Source organism: Chitinophaga sp. (genome assembly GCF_039596455.1).
GTDB lineage: Bacteria > Bacteroidota > Bacteroidia > Chitinophagales > Chitinophagaceae > Chitinophaga.
The window spans coordinates 1-16,282 of the sequence record NZ_JBCNJR010000002.1 but is presented as its reverse complement, the minus strand read 5'-3'; the positions used below and the strand labels follow the sequence as shown (position 1 = coordinate 16,282).

The window sequence follows — 16,282 nt, the reverse complement described above, 5'->3', positions numbered from 1 at the left end:
AATAAATGCGGGCGTCTGTTCCCGTTCCGCCAATCCGGGGCAATTTAATCAAAGCAGCAATATTTTTCCGGAATTGTAAGGAGAGAACTGGCCATGTGGAAAAAAAAATGGCAAGTTACTTATATCGCACCGCTTCAACCGCCTACCCTTGCTACATTCCTGTCCTGGGGGAGTTCAGCAGGAGCTGGTCGTATAAGACTTGCCGCTGCAAAGGTACGTCAAAGCTGCATATAATGCAAATATTTAGCGGCCAATTCGCGCAGGTTCTGTCCAAAAGCCCATGGAGCCTGCATTTCATACCACATCCCATCCAGGTTAATTGCGCTTTTTTTTCGGTTTGCTGAAGAGGTCTTTTTCGTTTTTGATGATCATAGACTCGTCTTCCGGCGCCTGTTTGACGGGTATTTCGGTAACGGCCGTCATCTGGCGGTCTCCCCGGTAAACAGCATTCACGGAAATGCTGCGGGTAGAGCTGTCGGTAACGGGCAGCAGCAGGTCTTGCCCTATCAGCTTGCCGGCGTTGGCGCTGAAGCGGATGCGGGTGGTATCCAGCGGGTATATCTTGCCGCTGTTGTAGATGCCTTCCACGTTCAGGTAAAAATGGATGCCGCGCTTCAGGCTGTCTGCATAATGGTGAAAGCGGATGCCGGTGAGGTACGGCAGCTGCAGCATTACTTCGTGCTGTTTGGAAGGCTGCTCCCTGAATTTGACGAGCAGCCGCATGCGGTAATTATCTGGGCGGACCTGGTTGCGGTTGAAGCGTAATACACCGTTGCTGCATTCACCAAAGGGCGTTTCTACTATCACCTGGCTCCAGCGCAGGTCTCCCTTCAGCAGTCCGGCCGTTTTGCGCTCGCTGCCGTCTGCATAGGTAACAACCAGGCCAATGGGCGTGGTGCTGTACAGTTCGGCCACGGCGTTGGAATCATACACGGCCCTAATGCCGGTCACCTCCTTTTGCTGGGCAACGGCGGGGAGGGCGAATAATATCAAAAGTAACGTTCTCAACATGCGTTTATTTGCTAAAACCATTCCAAAATTAGTCCTATTTTCACGCAATTTTTAAAAGCATGTCATTACCACAACACTCAGACGCCACATTACGGTACCAGCAGCAGGTAGATAACTCGCGGAGCTATGTGATGCCCTTCATACAGCAGGAGTTCCCTGACCTGAAGGGGTTGCGGGTAATGGAGATAGGCTGCGGCGAAGGCGGGGTGCTCACACCCTTCCTGGAAGCGGGCTGCCGGTGTGTGGGGGTAGACCTTTTCCCGGAAAGGATCGAGCTGGCCAAGGGGTTCCTGGGCCCGTACGCAGACAGCGGGCAGTTGCAGCTGATCGCGAAAAATATTTACGACGTTGATTTTTTCGGGGAGTTCAAGCATGCGTTCGATATCATCATTCTAAAAGATGCCATTGAGCACATCCCCGACCAGCACAAGCTGGTAGACTATCTGAAGAACCTGCTGAGCGTGCGCGGCCAGGTGTATTTCGGCTTTCCGCCCTGGTACATGCCGCATGGCGGGCACCAGCAGATCTGCCACAGCAAGATATTGAGCTTTCTGCCTTATGTTCACCTGCTTCCCAGGCCGCTTTACCGCGGGCTGCTGAAGACTTTCGGAGAATCTGAGGGTACGGTGAAGGAGCTGATGGAGCTGGTAGACACGGGCATTTCCATAGAACGGTTCGAGAAAATTGTGGCGGCTACGGGTTATGCCATCACCCAAAGAAAATATTACCTCATCAACCCTATTTACAAATACAAGTTCAACCTCACACCCCGTGAGCAATTTGGCTGGCTGAAAGGCATTCCCTTCGTCAGGAACTTTTTCACCACCTGTATGTATTACATGATCAAACCGGTGAGCCAGGGAGCATAAAACGTTCCGCGTGCTGTATGCGTTGCGCGTGTAAAGTGCCGGCAGCCAGGTTGTTACCCGTTTACGCATTCCATATTTCCCAGGAAGCTTCCGCCTGCAGGATCAGCATTTCATGCCCGTTCTTCACAGCGGCGCCGCGCTCCGCGCCCTTCTTCATAAACAGCGTTTCGGCCGGGTTGTAGATGAGGTCATATAGCAGATGACGGGAGGTGATTTCTTCATAAGGAATGGGCGGCGCATCATCTACATTAGGGTACATACCCAGCGGCGTAGTATTCACGATCACCGTGTGCTCTTCCATTACCGCGGGCGTTATTGCTTCGTAAGCGATAGTGCCGTCAAAATATTTGCGGCTTACTTCGGTATAGGCAATCCCCATCTCCTGCAGGGCGTACTTTACTGCTTTGGCCGCCCCGCCTGCCCCCAATATCAGGGCTTTGGTATGATGCGGTTGCAGCAGCGGCTGCAGGGAGCGGCTAAAACCGATAACGTCTGTATTATGCCCGGTCAGCTCCCCATTTTTGCGGCGGATGCAGTTAACGGCGCCAATGGCTTTGGCTGCGGCGCTGAAGTGATGCAGGAAGGGGATCACCTCCTGTTTGTAGGGGATGGTCACGTTCATGCCTTCCAGCTCAGGATGCTGCTCCCAGAGTTCGGGGAAATGAGAGATGGCGGGGATGGGAAAGTTTTCGTAGCGGCAGTCTGTAATGCCTTCCCGCTGGAATTTCTCCGTGAAGAATCCTTTGGAAAAAGAGTGTGAAAGCGGGAAACCGATGAGGCCGAACAAGCGCATTGTATTCAATTGGAAGTTACAGGCCATGTACGGGGGCACATGGCCTGCAACAGTCTGTTATTCTTTGTCCAGGAAAAGATGGAAAGTATCGCCACGGAGGCCTACACGCATGGCCTCCAGGGGAATTACCTCGTGGGGGGCCAGGTTGCCCAGGTTGGCGTTGCAGCCTACCAGCTCCAGGAAGTACAGCTGCTGGTCTTTCTGCGGCGCTTCCCAGATGATCTTTTCTGCGGGTATCTGGGTGAGTATTTCCTGTACCAGGCCTTCACGCACTTCGCCGCTGCCGCGGTAAATGCCTACGTTGCCGCCTTCCCGCGCCTCCGCAATTACATAGGAGGCGCCGGCTGACAGCTCGGCCCGCATCAGCTCAATCCATTTGTAGGGGGGAATGATGTGCTCCGCATCTTTGGAGCCCACCTCACTCAGCACCAGGCCGTGTTTGGTAAGCTTTTCAATATAGCCGCATTTTTCAGCGTGCGGAATGGTGATGGAACCGTCAGACACTTCCATGTAAGAGATCCCATAGTCCTTCACCACGTTCACGTACTCATCAAACTGGTTGCGGATGAGGAACGCTTCAAACAGGGTGCCGCCAAAATAGACAGGGATGTTCGCATTCTGGTAAAGGGCAATTTTTTCACGGAGGTTGGGTGTTACGAAAGAGGTGCCAAATCCCAGCTTAACAATATCCACGTGCGGGGAAGCCGCGGATAAAAAGTTTTTTGCTTCTTCAACGCTCAGGCCTTTGTCCATCACCATGGTTAGTCCATAGCTCCGGGGCTTGCCCGTTCTTTCAGGAATTTGCGTCAGATTAAAATTCATTTTGCACGATTTTATTCTTCTTAATGGTCTTTTCCCACCAAACTGTCATACTTAGCTATGCCTACCTTGTAATTGGATTGGTTTTGTTGGCTTTTCAAATGGTATACAATTTAGAAAACCGCGGCAAAAATAAGAAGTTCTGAAATAGAAGAGGCAAAAAATGACTTAACGTTTACGCCTGTAGCGGGCAACCAGGTCTACCACGGCGGTATGCTGGAGAATGGAGGGGTCCAGCTCCACCATCTTTTTAACCTGGCGTGGATGCAGCTGCAGCGCCGTTTCCAGCTGCAGCAGGCCTTCCTTGGTTTTGCCGGTGGCAATGAGCATGGCAGCCCGGTAAAAGAGGAATACGGGCTTGCGGCCCAGGCGGCCTTCTGCGGCATCCAGCTGGGTAAGGGCTTCCTCTACATGCCCGGAGGCATAAAGACCGCGTACAAACTCCTTCCATGCCTGGGCGCTGTTGGGCCGTATGCGTACGGCGTTGAGGAAGTGCACCAGGGCCTCCTTGTCACTGCCCAGCTGCAGGTAGCACTGGCCGAGGGTGATGTTGTACTCAGCGCTGTGTTTGTTGATGCGGAGGGCAGACTGGAGTGACTTGATGGCGTTTTCCCAGTTCTCTTCCGTCATGTACGCCTTGGCTATTTTGAGATAAAGCTTGTCGTCATTCGGGCTCAGGTGTGAAGCCTTGCGGTAGTAATAACGGGCCTGCGTGAACTTGCGCATCTTTTCGTAACAATGGCCGATGGCCTCGTAGATCACGTCTTCCGGCTTGGCCACTTCCAGGTGTTTCTGCAGCACTTCAATGGCCTCGTTGAACTTACGGAGATGGATAAACGCGTCTCCCATGTTGCGATAGGCGTAGTCAAACCGCTCGTCTATCACCACGGCATACTGGTAGGCGTCTATGGCCTTTTCGTAGAGCTTCAGGCCCTGGTAGGCCGTGCCCAGGTTGAACCAGGCCAGCTGGTTGTAGGGATGCTCGTTGATGATATTGGTGTGCAGGCGGATGCTTTCTTCATTACGGCCGGTAAACTCCGTCCAGAAGCAGATCTTGTGCAGCGCTTCCTCATTGTTGGGATCGTACTCCAGCAACATTTTGAGGCAGTCAAACACCTTCTCGAATTCTTCCCAGTCGTCATACACGTCTGCCAGCTCCAGCAGCAGGTCAGTACGGTCTTCCCCGTCAAACTGGGAGATCTGCTCTTCCAGCAGGGCGGCGGCTTTCTCGTGCTGGTTCATGGCCAGGTACACGTCTGTTTTGAGAATATAGAGGTTAATATCGTTACTGTCCAGCAGGGCGGCTTTTTCCAGCAACGCCAGGGCTTCACGGTATTTTTTGGTTTCTATGAGAAGGGCTGATTTTTTAAGCAGGAGCGTGGAGGAGAAGGGGAATTGTTCAATGGCGATCTCAACGGCCTGGAGGGCGTTGTTAAGCTCGTCATGTTCATCATAATAGTCGATGATCTGTTCGAAAGAATCCTCATCCAGGAAGGCGTGAGATCTGCCCTCCTTTAGATTCTCAAATTGCTGAAGCAAGTCCCTCAAATCTTCAAAATCCTCGTTAAACTCATTAAATGATGGGAAATCGTGATTCATTGATGTAAATATATGTGATTTTGCTGCTGTCACCAAACAAGTTAGTGCTTACCGCTTATGTATTTTTTAACATTTTCTTAAGATAATTAGGTAAATTGCCTTAAGATTCCGTTATGATAGATGATTTTTTAGTATATTTGCATCACAATGAAGCCGAAAACTAACATAATCCAAAGATTTTCATTGTCTTGCCTCATGGTAAGTGCTTTGTTCATGGTTGCACTCAGTGTACAAGCCAATGATCTGGGCGGTAATTTGGATAGCGAAAAGGACAAGGTTGTAAAAAAGACAGAGACCCGCTACAACCTCACCGCCATGCCTAAAACGAATCTGAGCCTTGACGCGGGCTTTAAGGCCAGTGGCATACTGAAAACGAATTTCAATCTCAGTTCTGACAACAGTACTGTCAATGTTAAGTCTGTGGTGACTTATAAAAAGGGGAATGTGACCTACATTGTTCCCTATACCGTACAGGCGCTGCCTGTAAACGGTATGCGGTACCACCAGGTACAGTTTAACCTTCCATTCAGGAAGAATTAAGGAACCTATTTTTTTGAAAGAGATTTTGCAGAAAGGCTGTTCGGAAGAGCGGCCTTTTTTGCGTTTTGGGGTATTGGGGAAGACACCACGGGGCGGCAGCGAGTTAAGCGTTTGACAAGGTATCGGAACGCTGCCACGGGGCAGGCAATGCAGCTTGAAGCATCGCTTGAAAAGCGCCTTTATAGCAGCCATGGTGAGCGGGTCACCCTGGGGCTTCGGCGAAATAATGATGAAGAACGGACGCTTACACCTATAAAAGGCAAGGCCGTTCCCAGGAACGGCCTTGCTATAAAGTGTTTTATTCCTCTTATACCTCCCCTAGCCCCTGATCTTCTTCAGCTCTTCGGCGGTAATTTCCCTATAGCCGCGCGGCACGTCAAACACTGAGGCGGGCACGGGGCTGAGGTCTACCTTGGTAGCGGTCACCTTCATTTTGGAGCCTGATTTGGTCACAATTTCAAACTCCAGGGGAATGCCTTTCAGGTTCATGAAACGGCGGTTGTAGTATTTGTTCTCCGGGATGATCTCCAGCGTATAATACACGTCAAAGGTGCTGCCATCCTCCATTTTCCCGATGGCCTTCCGGCATTTGTAACCGGCTATTTCCCGTGTCTCGGCCTGGTCCGTGAACTGGGTGTTCAGGTATTTCCTGGTGTCTTGCTCATAGCCCTTTTTGTCCGTACGGATCAGGTATTTATCCCCATGATTGTCCATCAGCGTTACCACGGTTTCTTCCTGGGCGTTGATGAGGTAGGTGTAGTTCACCACGTTAAAATTCATGTCTATGCGGCTCTGGTTGCCGCGGATGTATTGCATCATGGAGCTGTTGGCAAACATGGCTTCCATCTGCAACTGTTCCTGCGGCACTTCTACTTTATAGGTGATCCTGGCGTCTGATATGGTGCGTTGCGCCAGGAGCGGCGTTGCCATGCCGGCCACCAGGCCCGCCAGCAATCCCCCTATCTGTAACAATTTTCGCATAATTGGTCCTTTAGTACATAGGTATGTGTGAAAAATCTGTGCCAAATGCTTCAAACCCGCTACCACACTGGTTTTTCCTTATTCAAAAAGGCGCCTATCCCCTTCTTGCAGTCCGGATGCTGCCGGGTTTCCGCGTTGAGGCGGGCAGCGTTTTCCAGCGCTTCCGGCAACGGATGGTCCAGCGCCGTGCGTACCAGTGTTTTGGTGATCTTCAATGAGTTAGCAGAGGTTTCGTTACAAAGGCGCCGCGCCAGTTCGGCCACATGCGCCCTGATGTTCTCAGCCGGCACCACCTTATTGATAATGCCGTATGCCGCAGCCTGTTCAGCCGTAATCAGCTCCCCCGTGAGCAGCAGTTCCCGGGCCCTGCCCTCCCCCGTTTTCCTGACCAGGAAAACACTCACCAGCGCCGGTACAAACCCGATACGCACTTCAGTGTACCCGAAGCGGGCTTCCGGCACGGCAAAGCTGAGATCTGCCACAGAGGCCAGGCCGCAGCCACCGGCAAGGGCATCGCCCTCTATCTGCGCTATGACCACCTTCTGATGGGAATAAATTTCCTGCATCAGCAGCATCAGTTCCCGGGAGTCTGCCAGGTTCTCTTCATAATTATTTTGCTGCAGCTGCTGCAGATAGTCAAGATCTGCCCCCGCGCAAAAGGCTTTGCCATTGGCGGCCAGCACAATCACTTTCACATCGCCATCTTGCTCAGCACGGGCAAAGGCCTGCCGCAATTCCTTTACCAGCACGCCATTGAGCGCATTGCGCTTCTCCGGCCGGTTAAGGGTAATGGTGGCCACCCGGTCTGCGATATGATAGGTTAATCCGGACATCAGCCAAATGTAAGTGATTTATTTTTATCGATTAAACAGTATACATAACTGCCTGTAAACTAAACGCCTTTGCCGGAAATTCCGGCAAAGGCGTTTAGTTGTTCGTTGTATATGGGGATTCTATTTCGTCACTTCTTCAATGACATGCCCTACGCTGCCGTTAGGCATCTGGATGCGCAGCATGGCGGCCACGGTGGGCGCAATATCTGTCATATGCGTGGTACGGTTGGTTTTGCCGTGGCGTACGCCCCAGCCCATCCATACCAGGGGAATATGGGCATCGTAGGGGTTCCAGAGGCCGTGGGTGGTGCCGGTATTACCACCATCCAGCCAGCCGGGCTGCAGTACCACCATGATGTCTCCGCTGCGCTGAACGTTATAGCCGTTGGTCATCATGGATTTCTGCGGCTCAGGCAGGGCGGTGGCGCCCATTTTGTGCAGGTCAAAAGCATTGGCAATGCCCGGCCATTTCAGCGTTTCACGGATGAGGAACTGTTTTACTTCTTCCTGCTTGCCGGCTTTTTCCAGCGCCTCATTGTCAAGGCTCAGCTGGTAGTTATAAGCGGAGAGGATCACTTTTTTCAGGCCAAATTCCTTCTCTGCAGCGGCGTTGAGAGATTTCACCATAGCGCCGTCATCCCAGCTGCCGCCGGGGATGCGGTTCTCTTTCAGGAAACCCGGTACATGCGCCACGGCATGGTCTGCTGTAATGAAGAACAGCCACTGGCCTTTGCCCACGGTTTTGTCAAGATATTTGAAGAACTCTCCCAGGTCTTTGTCTAAACGCAGGTAAGTATCCTCAATTTCTATGGAGTTGGGGCCGTGCTGGTGGCCCACATAGTCTGTAGAAGAAAGGCTCACGGCCAGGAAGTCTGTTACGGGACCTTTGCCCATCTGGTGGCCTTCTACGGCCTTTTTGGCAAACTCCAGGGTAAAGGTGTTGCCGAAAGGCGTGGAAGAAAGGATACCGAAGCTGTTGCCCATCATACCGGCCAGCTCATGCGGGAAGGCGGAGTTTTTTGCGCCTTTGAAGCGGCCTTCGTACGGCTTGTCATCTGCCGTGCTCTGCACGTAGGTTTCAATGGGGTACAGCGTGTTCCAGGGCTGTGAGAGGTATTTTGCAGGCAGCTTCTGGTTATTGAAGGTTTCTACCCAGGTGGGCAGGCTTTTCATGTAAAAGCTGCTGGTCATAAAATTGCCGGTTACGCCATCATACCAGTAAGCGGCGGTAGCGCTGTGGCCTGCGGGAAGAATGGAACCACGGTCTTTAATAGCTACGCCTACCACTTTGCTGCGGAAGTTGGTGGCCATACGCAGCTCGTCTGTAATGGTGGTGGTGAGCATGTTGCGGGGGCTCATTTCGCCGGCGCCCTCACTGCCGCCAACGGCGGTTACGGTGGTATCTTCTGTACAATACACGCTGCGTTTCAGCGCCCTGTTATACCAGGCGTTGCCGATGATGCCGTGAATAGCCGGCACAGAGCCTGTGTACACACAAGTATGGCCGCAGGCGGTAATGGTGGGCGTATAGGGGATCATGGTGTTCTCACAGGAGAACCCTTCGTTGAGCAGGCGTTTGAAGCCGCTTTCAGTATAACGGTCGTAATAACGGTAAAGATAGTCCCAGCGCATCTGGTCTACCACCATGCCCACTACCAGTTTTGGCCGGGGCACTTCTTTCTGCACCTTTTTTCCATAGTTGGGAGGGAAGCCCGTGGTGGGAGATGTAGCTTTCTGTCCAAAGGCAACCGGCGCCGTCAGCATGCAAATGACGGTCAATAATTTAATACGGCTCATATAAAACATTGATTTATTCCTAACTTGCTCCGTGACTGATATACGTGGAAAAAATAAAGGCGTAAAAGTAACCTAAGTTTACAAAAAATAATATTTTAATACCTTTGTGAGCGAATTTTAATTTCATTTTAATAATCATATGGATATATTCGAGAAACTGCTGAAGCATAAAGGCCCTATCGGTGAGCATTCCGAGAGAGCCCATGGTTACTTCGCCTTTCCCAAGCTGGAAGGTGAAATAGGGCCCCGGATGAAGTTCCGGGGGAAGGAAAAAATAGTCTGGAGCCTCAACAACTACCTGGGCCTGGCCAACCACCCGGAAGTACGTGCTACAGACGCCCAGGCGGCCGCTGATTTTGGCCTTGCTTCTCCCATGGGAGCGCGTATGATGAGCGGTAACACCAATTACCATGAGCAGCTTGAAAAGGAGCTGAGCGAGTACATGGGCAAGGAGGATACCACCCTGCTCAACTACGGCTACCAGGGCATTATGAGCGCTATCGATGCTATCTGTAACAGACGTGACGTGATCGTATACGATGCGGAGTGCCATGCTTCCATCATAGACGGTTTGCGCCTGCACCAGGGGCACCGTTACGTATTCAAGCACAATGATATTGAAGACTGCGAAAAACAGCTGAAACGCGCGGTGGAGCTGTGCAAAACAACCGGCGGCGGCATCCTGGTGGTGACCGAAGGCGTGTTTGGCATGGCGGGAGACCAGGGCAAGCTGAAAGAAATTGCAGCTTTGAAAGATAAATATGAGTTCCGCTTTATGGTAGATGATGCGCACGGCTTCGGCACCATGGGCAAAACCGGCGCAGGCACCGGGGAAGAGCAGGGCGTGCAGGGCAAGATTGACCTGCTGTTCAACACCTTCGCCAAATCCGGCGCATCTATCGGCGCTTTCATGAGCGGAGACAAAGACATTATCAGCTACCTGCGCTACAACATGCGTTCCCAGATCTTTGCCAAATCTATTCCCCTGCCCATCGTGATAGGCCACCTGAAACGCGTGCAGCTGATGAGGCAGAAACCGGAACTGAAAGAGAAGCTGTGGAGCAATGTGAACAAACTGCAGCAGGGCCTGAAAGACCGGGGTTTCAACATTGGCCGCACCAACTCTCCCGTTACGCCCATTTACCTGCAGGGAGACATTCCGGAAGCCACTGCCATGTGCCTTGACCTCCGCGAGAACTACAATATTTTCTGCTCCATAGTGGTATACCCCGTGATCCCGAAAGGGCAGATCATTTACCGCCTGATACCCACGGCGGCGCATTCAGACGAAGACATTGAGCTGACGCTGAAAGCCTTCACCGAAACCAAGGCCAAACTTGACCAGAAGGTGTACGCCGTTGCGGAAATTCCTGTGGTATAACCGGTAAAGTAAGTACGTTACATACACGAAAGGGGCGTTCTGCGGAGCGCTCCTTTTTTATTCCCGCCGGGCACACCCTACAGCCGTTGAAGGGAGTGACACAACGGCGGCCTCATAGGGGGCCGGCTGCCGGTTCCCAACATTTCAGACTCCGTAAAGTAAGGGCAAAAAAAGAGGGCTGATGGTTAGTCAGCCCTGAAACAAATCGTTCTTTCACTAGGTGTAATACATGATCTTAAGAATCGATCGTTCATGAGGACATGGTAATAAAAAAAAGTTAAGGTCATCATAGAATATGATTTACCGCCGGGTAAACCATAGAATGATTTATGATCAATACTTTTAGTTAATGTCTTTAGGGGATTTCTGTCTAACATATAAGCGCTGGCTCAGGGCGCTGCTCGAACAATGATCGTTGCTTTACAACGTTAACCAAAAATAACGCAGTTCTCCGGTATAACCATAACACGAATGTGGTATTTTGTTAACGCGATGTTAAAACAGTTGTAAAAGGAGTATGCGGCATAACATAATAATTCCCGCCATGGCAAAGGGCTTGAGGGGATCGGCAAGGTAATTTGTAAAAAATACACATTGCTGCAGCGCGTGGCAGAGGAATAACACGGGCGGGTCTCTTAACAATTCCGGAGGGCGGACGCCGCGGGCATTAACAATTGAGGGAGCCATCAAAAAAGGCGGCCTCCAACGGGCCGCCTTCTACTGATTTTATTTATGCCAATTACAGGTGGTTTTCCAGCGCTGTATCGTATTTTCCTTTCCATTCTTCTACCAGGCCCCAGGCTTCACCGTCTATCACCATGCTCTCTCCTTTTACCACACCTATTTTTTCGTACCGCACAGAGTGGTCTGAGGTATCTACAAGGCCATGCAGCAGGGCTTCGAATTTCTCCCTGTTTTCAGGGCTTACGCTCACCACTACGCGGCTCTGCGCTTCTCCGAAGAGATAGGCGTCTTTCCGGAAATCTTTGTTGGTATGCACCTCGAAGCCCAGTTTACCGGCCATGGCGCTTTCCAGCAGGGTGATGAAGAGGCCGCCTTCGCTCACGTCATGTGCGGACTGGATGAGGCCGCCACGGATCAGTTTGGTGATGGCCTGCTGCAGCTTGTGCTCTTCTTCCAGGTTAAAATGGGGAGCGGGGCTGAATTCCACGCCTATCAGCTTGTGCAGGTATTCGGAACTGCTGATGTCGTTATAGCTGCGGCCTACAATATAGATCAGGTCTCCAGACTGTTTGAAACCAAGCGTCATGCGCTGGTCCATACTGTCCAGCACGCCCAGCATGCCAATAGTAGGCGTAGGGTACACAGGGCCGTCTGGAGACTGGTTGTAGAAGCTTACGTTGCCGCCGGTAACAGGTGTATTGAACTTCCGGCAGGCCTCGCCCATGCCTTTGATGGCGTGTACGAACTGGTAATATACTTCCGGATCGTACGGATTGCCGAAGTTGAGGCAGTTGGTGATGGCTACCGGCTCGCCGCCGCTGCACACAATATTGCGGGCTGCTTCGGCTACGGCTATTTGTCCGCCGGCATGCGGGTCTGCATGCACATAACGGCTGTTGCAGTCTGTGGTAACGGCCAGCGCTTTTTTAGTGCCTTTTACCAGTACAATGGCCGCATCGCTGGGCGCGTTGGTGCTGGCGTTGGCGGTGCCCACCATACTGTCGTACTGCGTGTACACCCAGCGTTTGGAGGCTATATTGGGCAGTTGCGCTATTTTTTCCGCTACTGCTTGGGGTTTGGTAATATCGGGGATGTTCTGGATATCAAAGGCTTTTACTTTTTCAAAGTATTTGGGCTCCACGTAGGCGCGGTGATACTGGGGAGCGCCCCCGCCCAGCACCAGGCTTTCAGCGGGCACTTCCGCTTCCAACACACCGTTCATATAGAAACGGAGAACGGGGTCTTTGGTTACCTCACCGATCTGTACGCAGTGGAGGTCCCATTTGTCGAAAATGTCCAGCACTTCTTTTTCACGGCCTTTCTCTACTACTATGAGCATACGCTCCTGGCTTTCAGAAAGCAGCATTTCCCAGCCTTTCATGTTTTTCTGGCGGGTGGGCACTTTGTCCAGGTGGATGATCATGCCATGCTCGCCTTTGGCGCTCATTTCAGCGGTAGAGCAGGTGATGCCTGCGGCGCCCATGTCTTGCATACCTACAAGGGCGTTGGTTTTCACTACTTCCAGGCAGGCTTCCAGCAATTTCTTTTCCTGGAAGGGGTCACCCACCTGTACAGCGGGAAGGTCTTTGGCGCTTTCTTCCGTAATGTCTGCAGAAGCGAAAGATGCGCCGCCAATGCCGTCTTTGCCGGTGGCGGAGCCTACTATGAATACAGGGTTGCCTTCTCCGTGAGAGGTGGCAGACACCATGGTGCCCACTTTCAGCACACCAACGCTCATGGCGTTCACGAGCGGGTTGGTGCCGTAACAATCTTCAAAATATACTTCACCGCCAACGGTGGGTACGCCAAAGCAGTTGCCATAGTGGCCAATGCCGTCTACCACGCCTTTCAGCAGGTGCTGCGTTTTAGGATCATTGATATTGCCGAAGCGCAGGGAGTTGAGGGCGGCAATGGGGCGGGCGCCCATGGTAAATATATCCCTATGGATACCGCCCACGCCTGTAGCGGCGCCCTGGAAGGGTTCCAGCGCGGAGGGGTGGTTGTGAGACTCTATTTTGAACACGCAAGCCCAGCCGTCACCTATATCTACCAGGCCGGCATTTTCTTCACCGGCTTTAACCAGCAGGCGGCCGCCTTCGCGGGGCAGACTCTTGAGCCATACTATGGAGTTTTTGTAGCTGCAATGCTCGCTCCACATCACAGAGTACATGCTGAGTTCCGTAAAATTGGGAACGCGGCCCAGGATGGATTGAATACGTTCAAATTCGTCTGCGGTAAGTCCTAACTGTTCTGCGGTTTCTACTGTGGTTTGCATGTATTGATGAAGATTTAAAAAGGAAGATGCAAAACTACATAGTTTTAATTCAATTGACAAGAAACAGTAGGAAGGCGGCTATATGTATTATAATATTTTAAATATATCAGTTTTAAGACCTCAGACCCTCCAATATTTACTCAAAAATTAAAAATATAAGGTTTTTTCGGGACAAATGCAATTTTTTGGTTAAAAAAGCGGAAACATCTTGCATATTAAGCCAAACTAGCGTTCTTTTGTAAAAAATATTTCACATCATGCAATCGTTACGCTTTCAGGCGCTGGAAAATCTCACCGGCGTTGATTTTAAAGTAAAGCCCGAACTGAATGGCAAAATCACAGACGTGTTCGGCAGCAATGTGTTTACCGGCAAAGCAGTACGGGAACACCTGAGTGATGAGGCTTATAAAAGCCTGATGAACTCTATTAAAGGTGGCAACAAGATCGAGCGTAAAATGGCTGATCAAATTGCCTCCGGCCTGAAAGCCTGGGCCATGAAGAAGGGCGTAACCCACTATACCCACTGGTTCCAGCCTCTTACCGGCACTACCGCAGAAAAGCACGACTCCTTCTTTACTATTAAAGGTGACGGCTCCAGCATTGAAACTTTTGACGGAGACGCCCTGGTACAACAGGAGCCCGATGCTTCCAGCTTCCCCAACGGCGGCATCCGCGCTACTTTTGAAGCCCGCGGCTACACTGCATGGGACCCCTCCTCTCCTGCTTTCATCATTGAGCAAGGTACGGGTAAAACCCTTTGCATTCCCACAATATTTGTGGCCTACACCGGCGAATCCCTTGACTACAAGGCCCCGCTGCTGAAAGCGCTCTCTACGCTTGACAAGGCCGCTGTAGACGTGTGCAACTATTTCGACAAGAACGTAACCAAAGTAACTGCCACCCTTGGTTGGGAGCAGGAATATTTCATGATCGATGAAGGTCTGGCCAATGCCCGTCCTGACCTGGTGCTGGCCGGCCGCACCGTAGTAGGCCATGCGCCCGCTAAAGGCCAGCAGCTGGAAGATCACTACTTCGGCGCCATCCCTGAGCGTGTATACGCTTTCATGCGCGATTTTGAAGAAGAGTCTTACAAACTGGGCATTCCCCTGCGCACCCGTCACAACGAGGTGGCTCCCGCACAGTTTGAGTGCGCGCCTATCTTCGAAGAAGTGAACATTGCGGTAGACCATAACTCACTGCTGATGGACGTGATGAGCAAAGTGGCCAAACGCCACAGGCTGAAAGTGCTGCTGCACGAAAAGCCCTTTGCCGGCATCAACGGTTCAGGCAAACACAACAACTGGTCACTGGCTACAGACACCGGCGTAAACCTGCTGGCTCCCGGCAAAACGCCGAAGACCAACCTGATGTTCCTCACCTTCTTTGTGAACACCATCAAGGCCGTGCATGACTACGCAGACCTGCTGCGCGCTTCTATTGCCTCTCCCAGCAACGACTTCCGTCTGGGCGCCAATGAAGCTCCCCCGGCCATCATTTCCGTATTCACCGGTAAATACCTATTTGAAGTACTGCAGGAAGTAAAAAGCCGCGTAAATAATAAATTTGACGAGCAGGATGAGGCCATCCTGAAACTGGACCTGCACCGCCACATTCCGGAACTGCTGCTGGACAACACCGACCGTAACCGTACTTCTCCGTTCGCCTTCACCGGCAACAAGTTCGAGTTCCGCGCCGTGGGTTCTTCCGCTAACTGCGCTTCCGCTATGACCGTGCTGAACTCTATCATGGCCAAAACCCTGATAGACTTCAAGAAAGAAGTAGACGGCCTCATCGAAAAAGGCGAGAAGAAAGAGATCGCCATCATGCAAACACTGCGCAAATACATCGTTGAATCTGAGAAGATCCTCTTTGAAGGCGACGGTTATAGCGAAGAATGGGCCAAAGAAGCCGAAAAACGCGGCCTGCCCAACATCAAAACCACGCCCAAAGCGCTGGATGCCATGGTAACGCCGAAAGCTACCAAGCTGTATACCGAAACCGGTGTTTACAACGAAAAAGAACTGCATGCCCGTCACGAAATTCTCCTGGAAGACTACGTGAAGAAAGTGCAGATCGAAGCCCGCGTAATTGGCGACCTGGCCACCAACAACATATTGCCCGCTGCCATCAAATACCTGAATGAGCTGCTGGCCAATATCAAAGGCCTGAAGGAAGCCGGCTTTAGCGAAGATTCCTACAAGGCACAGAAACAAATTGCAACGAAGATATCTGAACACATCAACGTCATCAGCGAAAACGTACAGGCTATGATCGAAGCCCGCAAAGTGGCTAACAAGCTGGAAGACAGCCGTCAGAAAGCTATCGATTACTGTGAAAAGATCAAGGAACAATACTTTGACGTTATCCGCTACCACTCGGATAAACTGGAGTTCCTGGTTGATGACAAGATCTGGGGTCTCCCCAAATACAGAGAGCTGCTTTTCTTGCGATAAAAAACCGTAAGATTGTTTTGGTGTATGATGGCCCCCGGTATTCACCGGGGGTTTCTTTTTGTGCCTGCCCGTTAAACCTTTTACTTTTTTACCGGTCTATCTATAAAATCGTCATTAATATGAAGAAGATCTTATTATTCATGTTCCTGGCCGGCGTAACCACCATGGGTTATGCCCAGGACGCTAAAACGAAGCTGAAAAGTAAGCAGGTGGCAGATCTGAAGCTGGACGAAAAGCAAGACAAAGA

General features: G+C 51.4%; 12 protein-coding genes and 1 other RNA gene. 4 read left to right on the top strand and 9 right to left on the bottom strand.

Features of this window, described 5'->3' with window-relative positions:
* Positions 1 to 105: 105 nt before the first annotated feature.
* Both ffs and ABDW36_RS09765 read right to left on the bottom strand, forming a co-directional pair.
* An RNA gene (ffs, locus tag ABDW36_RS09770) (signal recognition particle sRNA small type) lies at positions 106 to 205 on the bottom strand.
* Between the two features lie 110 nt (positions 206 to 315).
* Entirely contained in the window at positions 316 to 1,011 is a 696-nt protein-coding gene (locus ABDW36_RS09765) for a hypothetical protein (protein ID WP_343701718.1), read from the bottom strand.
* A 59-nt stretch (positions 1,012 to 1,070) separates the two neighbouring features.
* Here ABDW36_RS09765 and ABDW36_RS09760 point away from each other — a divergent pair, with 59 nt between their 5' ends.
* On the top strand, positions 1,071 to 1,880 hold the full coding sequence (locus ABDW36_RS09760; RefSeq protein ID WP_343701717.1) for a class I SAM-dependent methyltransferase: 810 nt from the start codon (positions 1,071 to 1,073) through the stop codon (positions 1,878 to 1,880).
* Between the two features lie 61 nt (positions 1,881 to 1,941).
* On the opposite strand, the gene ABDW36_RS09755 is transcribed toward ABDW36_RS09760, so the two are convergent.
* The 3 genes from ABDW36_RS09755 to ABDW36_RS09745 all read right to left on the bottom strand — a co-directional run bounded on the left by ABDW36_RS09755 (position 1,942) and on the right by ABDW36_RS09745 (position 5,040).
* Positions 1,942 to 2,673, bottom strand: a complete 732-nt coding sequence (locus tag ABDW36_RS09755; RefSeq protein ID WP_343701716.1) for a shikimate dehydrogenase — start codon at positions 2,671 to 2,673, stop codon at positions 1,942 to 1,944.
* A gap of 57 nt (positions 2,674 to 2,730) precedes the next feature.
* Positions 2,731 to 3,495, bottom strand: coding sequence for a phosphosulfolactate synthase (locus ABDW36_RS09750; protein WP_343701715.1), 765 nt, complete (start codon positions 3,493 to 3,495; stop codon positions 2,731 to 2,733).
* A gap of 165 nt (positions 3,496 to 3,660) precedes the next feature.
* Positions 3,661 to 5,040: a tetratricopeptide repeat protein gene (locus ABDW36_RS09745; protein WP_343701714.1), complete on the bottom strand. Its 1,380-nt coding sequence runs from the start codon at positions 5,038 to 5,040 to the stop codon at positions 3,661 to 3,663.
* Between the two features lie 264 nt (positions 5,041 to 5,304).
* Here ABDW36_RS09745 and ABDW36_RS09740 point away from each other — a divergent pair, with 264 nt between their 5' ends.
* Positions 5,305 to 5,631 carry a hypothetical protein gene (locus tag ABDW36_RS09740; RefSeq protein WP_343701713.1) on the top strand — a complete coding sequence of 109 codons (327 nt, stop codon included), beginning with the start codon at positions 5,305 to 5,307 and terminating at the stop codon, positions 5,629 to 5,631.
* Between the two features lie 318 nt (positions 5,632 to 5,949).
* Here the strand turns inward: ABDW36_RS09740 and ABDW36_RS09735 are convergent, their stop codons facing one another.
* The 3 genes from ABDW36_RS09735 to pafA form a co-directional block, all read right to left on the bottom strand.
* On the bottom strand, positions 5,950 to 6,612 hold the full coding sequence (locus ABDW36_RS09735) for a hypothetical protein (protein WP_343701712.1): 663 nt from the start codon (positions 6,610 to 6,612) through the stop codon (positions 5,950 to 5,952).
* A 59-nt stretch (positions 6,613 to 6,671) separates the two neighbouring features.
* Entirely contained in the window at positions 6,672 to 7,445 is a 774-nt protein-coding gene (locus ABDW36_RS09730; protein WP_343701711.1) for an enoyl-CoA hydratase-related protein, read from the bottom strand.
* Positions 7,446 to 7,565: 120 nt separating this feature from the next.
* On the bottom strand, positions 7,566 to 9,242 hold the full coding sequence (gene pafA, locus ABDW36_RS09725; RefSeq protein ID WP_343701710.1) for an alkaline phosphatase PafA: 1,677 nt from the start codon (positions 9,240 to 9,242) through the stop codon (positions 7,566 to 7,568).
* A gap of 139 nt (positions 9,243 to 9,381) precedes the next feature.
* Between pafA and ABDW36_RS09720 the strand changes: the two genes are divergently transcribed.
* Complete coding sequence (locus ABDW36_RS09720; RefSeq protein ID WP_343701709.1) at positions 9,382 to 10,623, top strand: pyridoxal phosphate-dependent aminotransferase family protein; 1,242 nt, start codon at positions 9,382 to 9,384, stop codon at positions 10,621 to 10,623.
* A 739-nt stretch (positions 10,624 to 11,362) separates the two neighbouring features.
* Here the strand turns inward: ABDW36_RS09720 and purL are convergent.
* Entirely contained in the window at positions 11,363 to 13,582 is a 2,220-nt protein-coding gene (purL, locus tag ABDW36_RS09715; RefSeq protein WP_343701708.1) for a phosphoribosylformylglycinamidine synthase subunit PurL, read from the bottom strand.
* Positions 13,583 to 13,839: 257 nt separating this feature from the next.
* Between purL and ABDW36_RS09710 the strand changes: the two genes are divergently transcribed.
* Positions 13,840 to 16,035 (top strand): glutamine synthetase III, encoded by a 2,196-nt coding sequence (locus ABDW36_RS09710; protein WP_343701707.1) that lies wholly within the window; start codon positions 13,840 to 13,842, stop codon positions 16,033 to 16,035.
* Positions 16,036 to 16,282: the final 247 nt, after the last annotated feature.

Excerpts from the sequence above, each read along its gene's own strand:
- ABDW36_RS09750 (WP_343701715.1), bottom strand. The coding sequence starts at position 3,495 with ATGAATTTTAATCTGACGCAAATTCCTGAAAGAACGGGCAAGCCCCGG.
- ABDW36_RS09740 (WP_343701713.1), top strand. The coding sequence starts at position 5,305 with ATGGTTGCACTCAGTGTACAAGCCAATGATCTGGGCGGTAATTTGGAT.
- ABDW36_RS09720 (WP_343701709.1), top strand. The coding sequence starts at position 9,382 with ATGGATATATTCGAGAAACTGCTGAAGCATAAAGGCCCTATCGGTGAG.
- ABDW36_RS09735 (WP_343701712.1), bottom strand. The coding sequence starts at position 6,612 with ATGCGAAAATTGTTACAGATAGGGGGATTGCTGGCGGGCCTGGTGGCC.
- ABDW36_RS09710 (WP_343701707.1), top strand. The coding sequence starts at position 13,840 with ATGCAATCGTTACGCTTTCAGGCGCTGGAAAATCTCACCGGCGTTGAT.
- ABDW36_RS09760 (WP_343701717.1), top strand. The coding sequence starts at position 1,071 with ATGTCATTACCACAACACTCAGACGCCACATTACGGTACCAGCAGCAG.
- purL (WP_343701708.1), bottom strand. The coding sequence starts at position 13,582 with ATGCAAACCACAGTAGAAACCGCAGAACAGTTAGGACTTACCGCAGAC.
- ABDW36_RS09730 (WP_343701711.1), bottom strand. The coding sequence starts at position 7,445 with ATGTCCGGATTAACCTATCATATCGCAGACCGGGTGGCCACCATTACC.
- ABDW36_RS09765 (WP_343701718.1), bottom strand. The coding sequence starts at position 1,011 with ATGTTGAGAACGTTACTTTTGATATTATTCGCCCTCCCCGCCGTTGCC.
- pafA (WP_343701710.1), bottom strand. The coding sequence starts at position 9,242 with ATGAGCCGTATTAAATTATTGACCGTCATTTGCATGCTGACGGCGCCG.
- ABDW36_RS09755 (WP_343701716.1), bottom strand. The coding sequence starts at position 2,673 with ATGCGCTTGTTCGGCCTCATCGGTTTCCCGCTTTCACACTCTTTTTCC.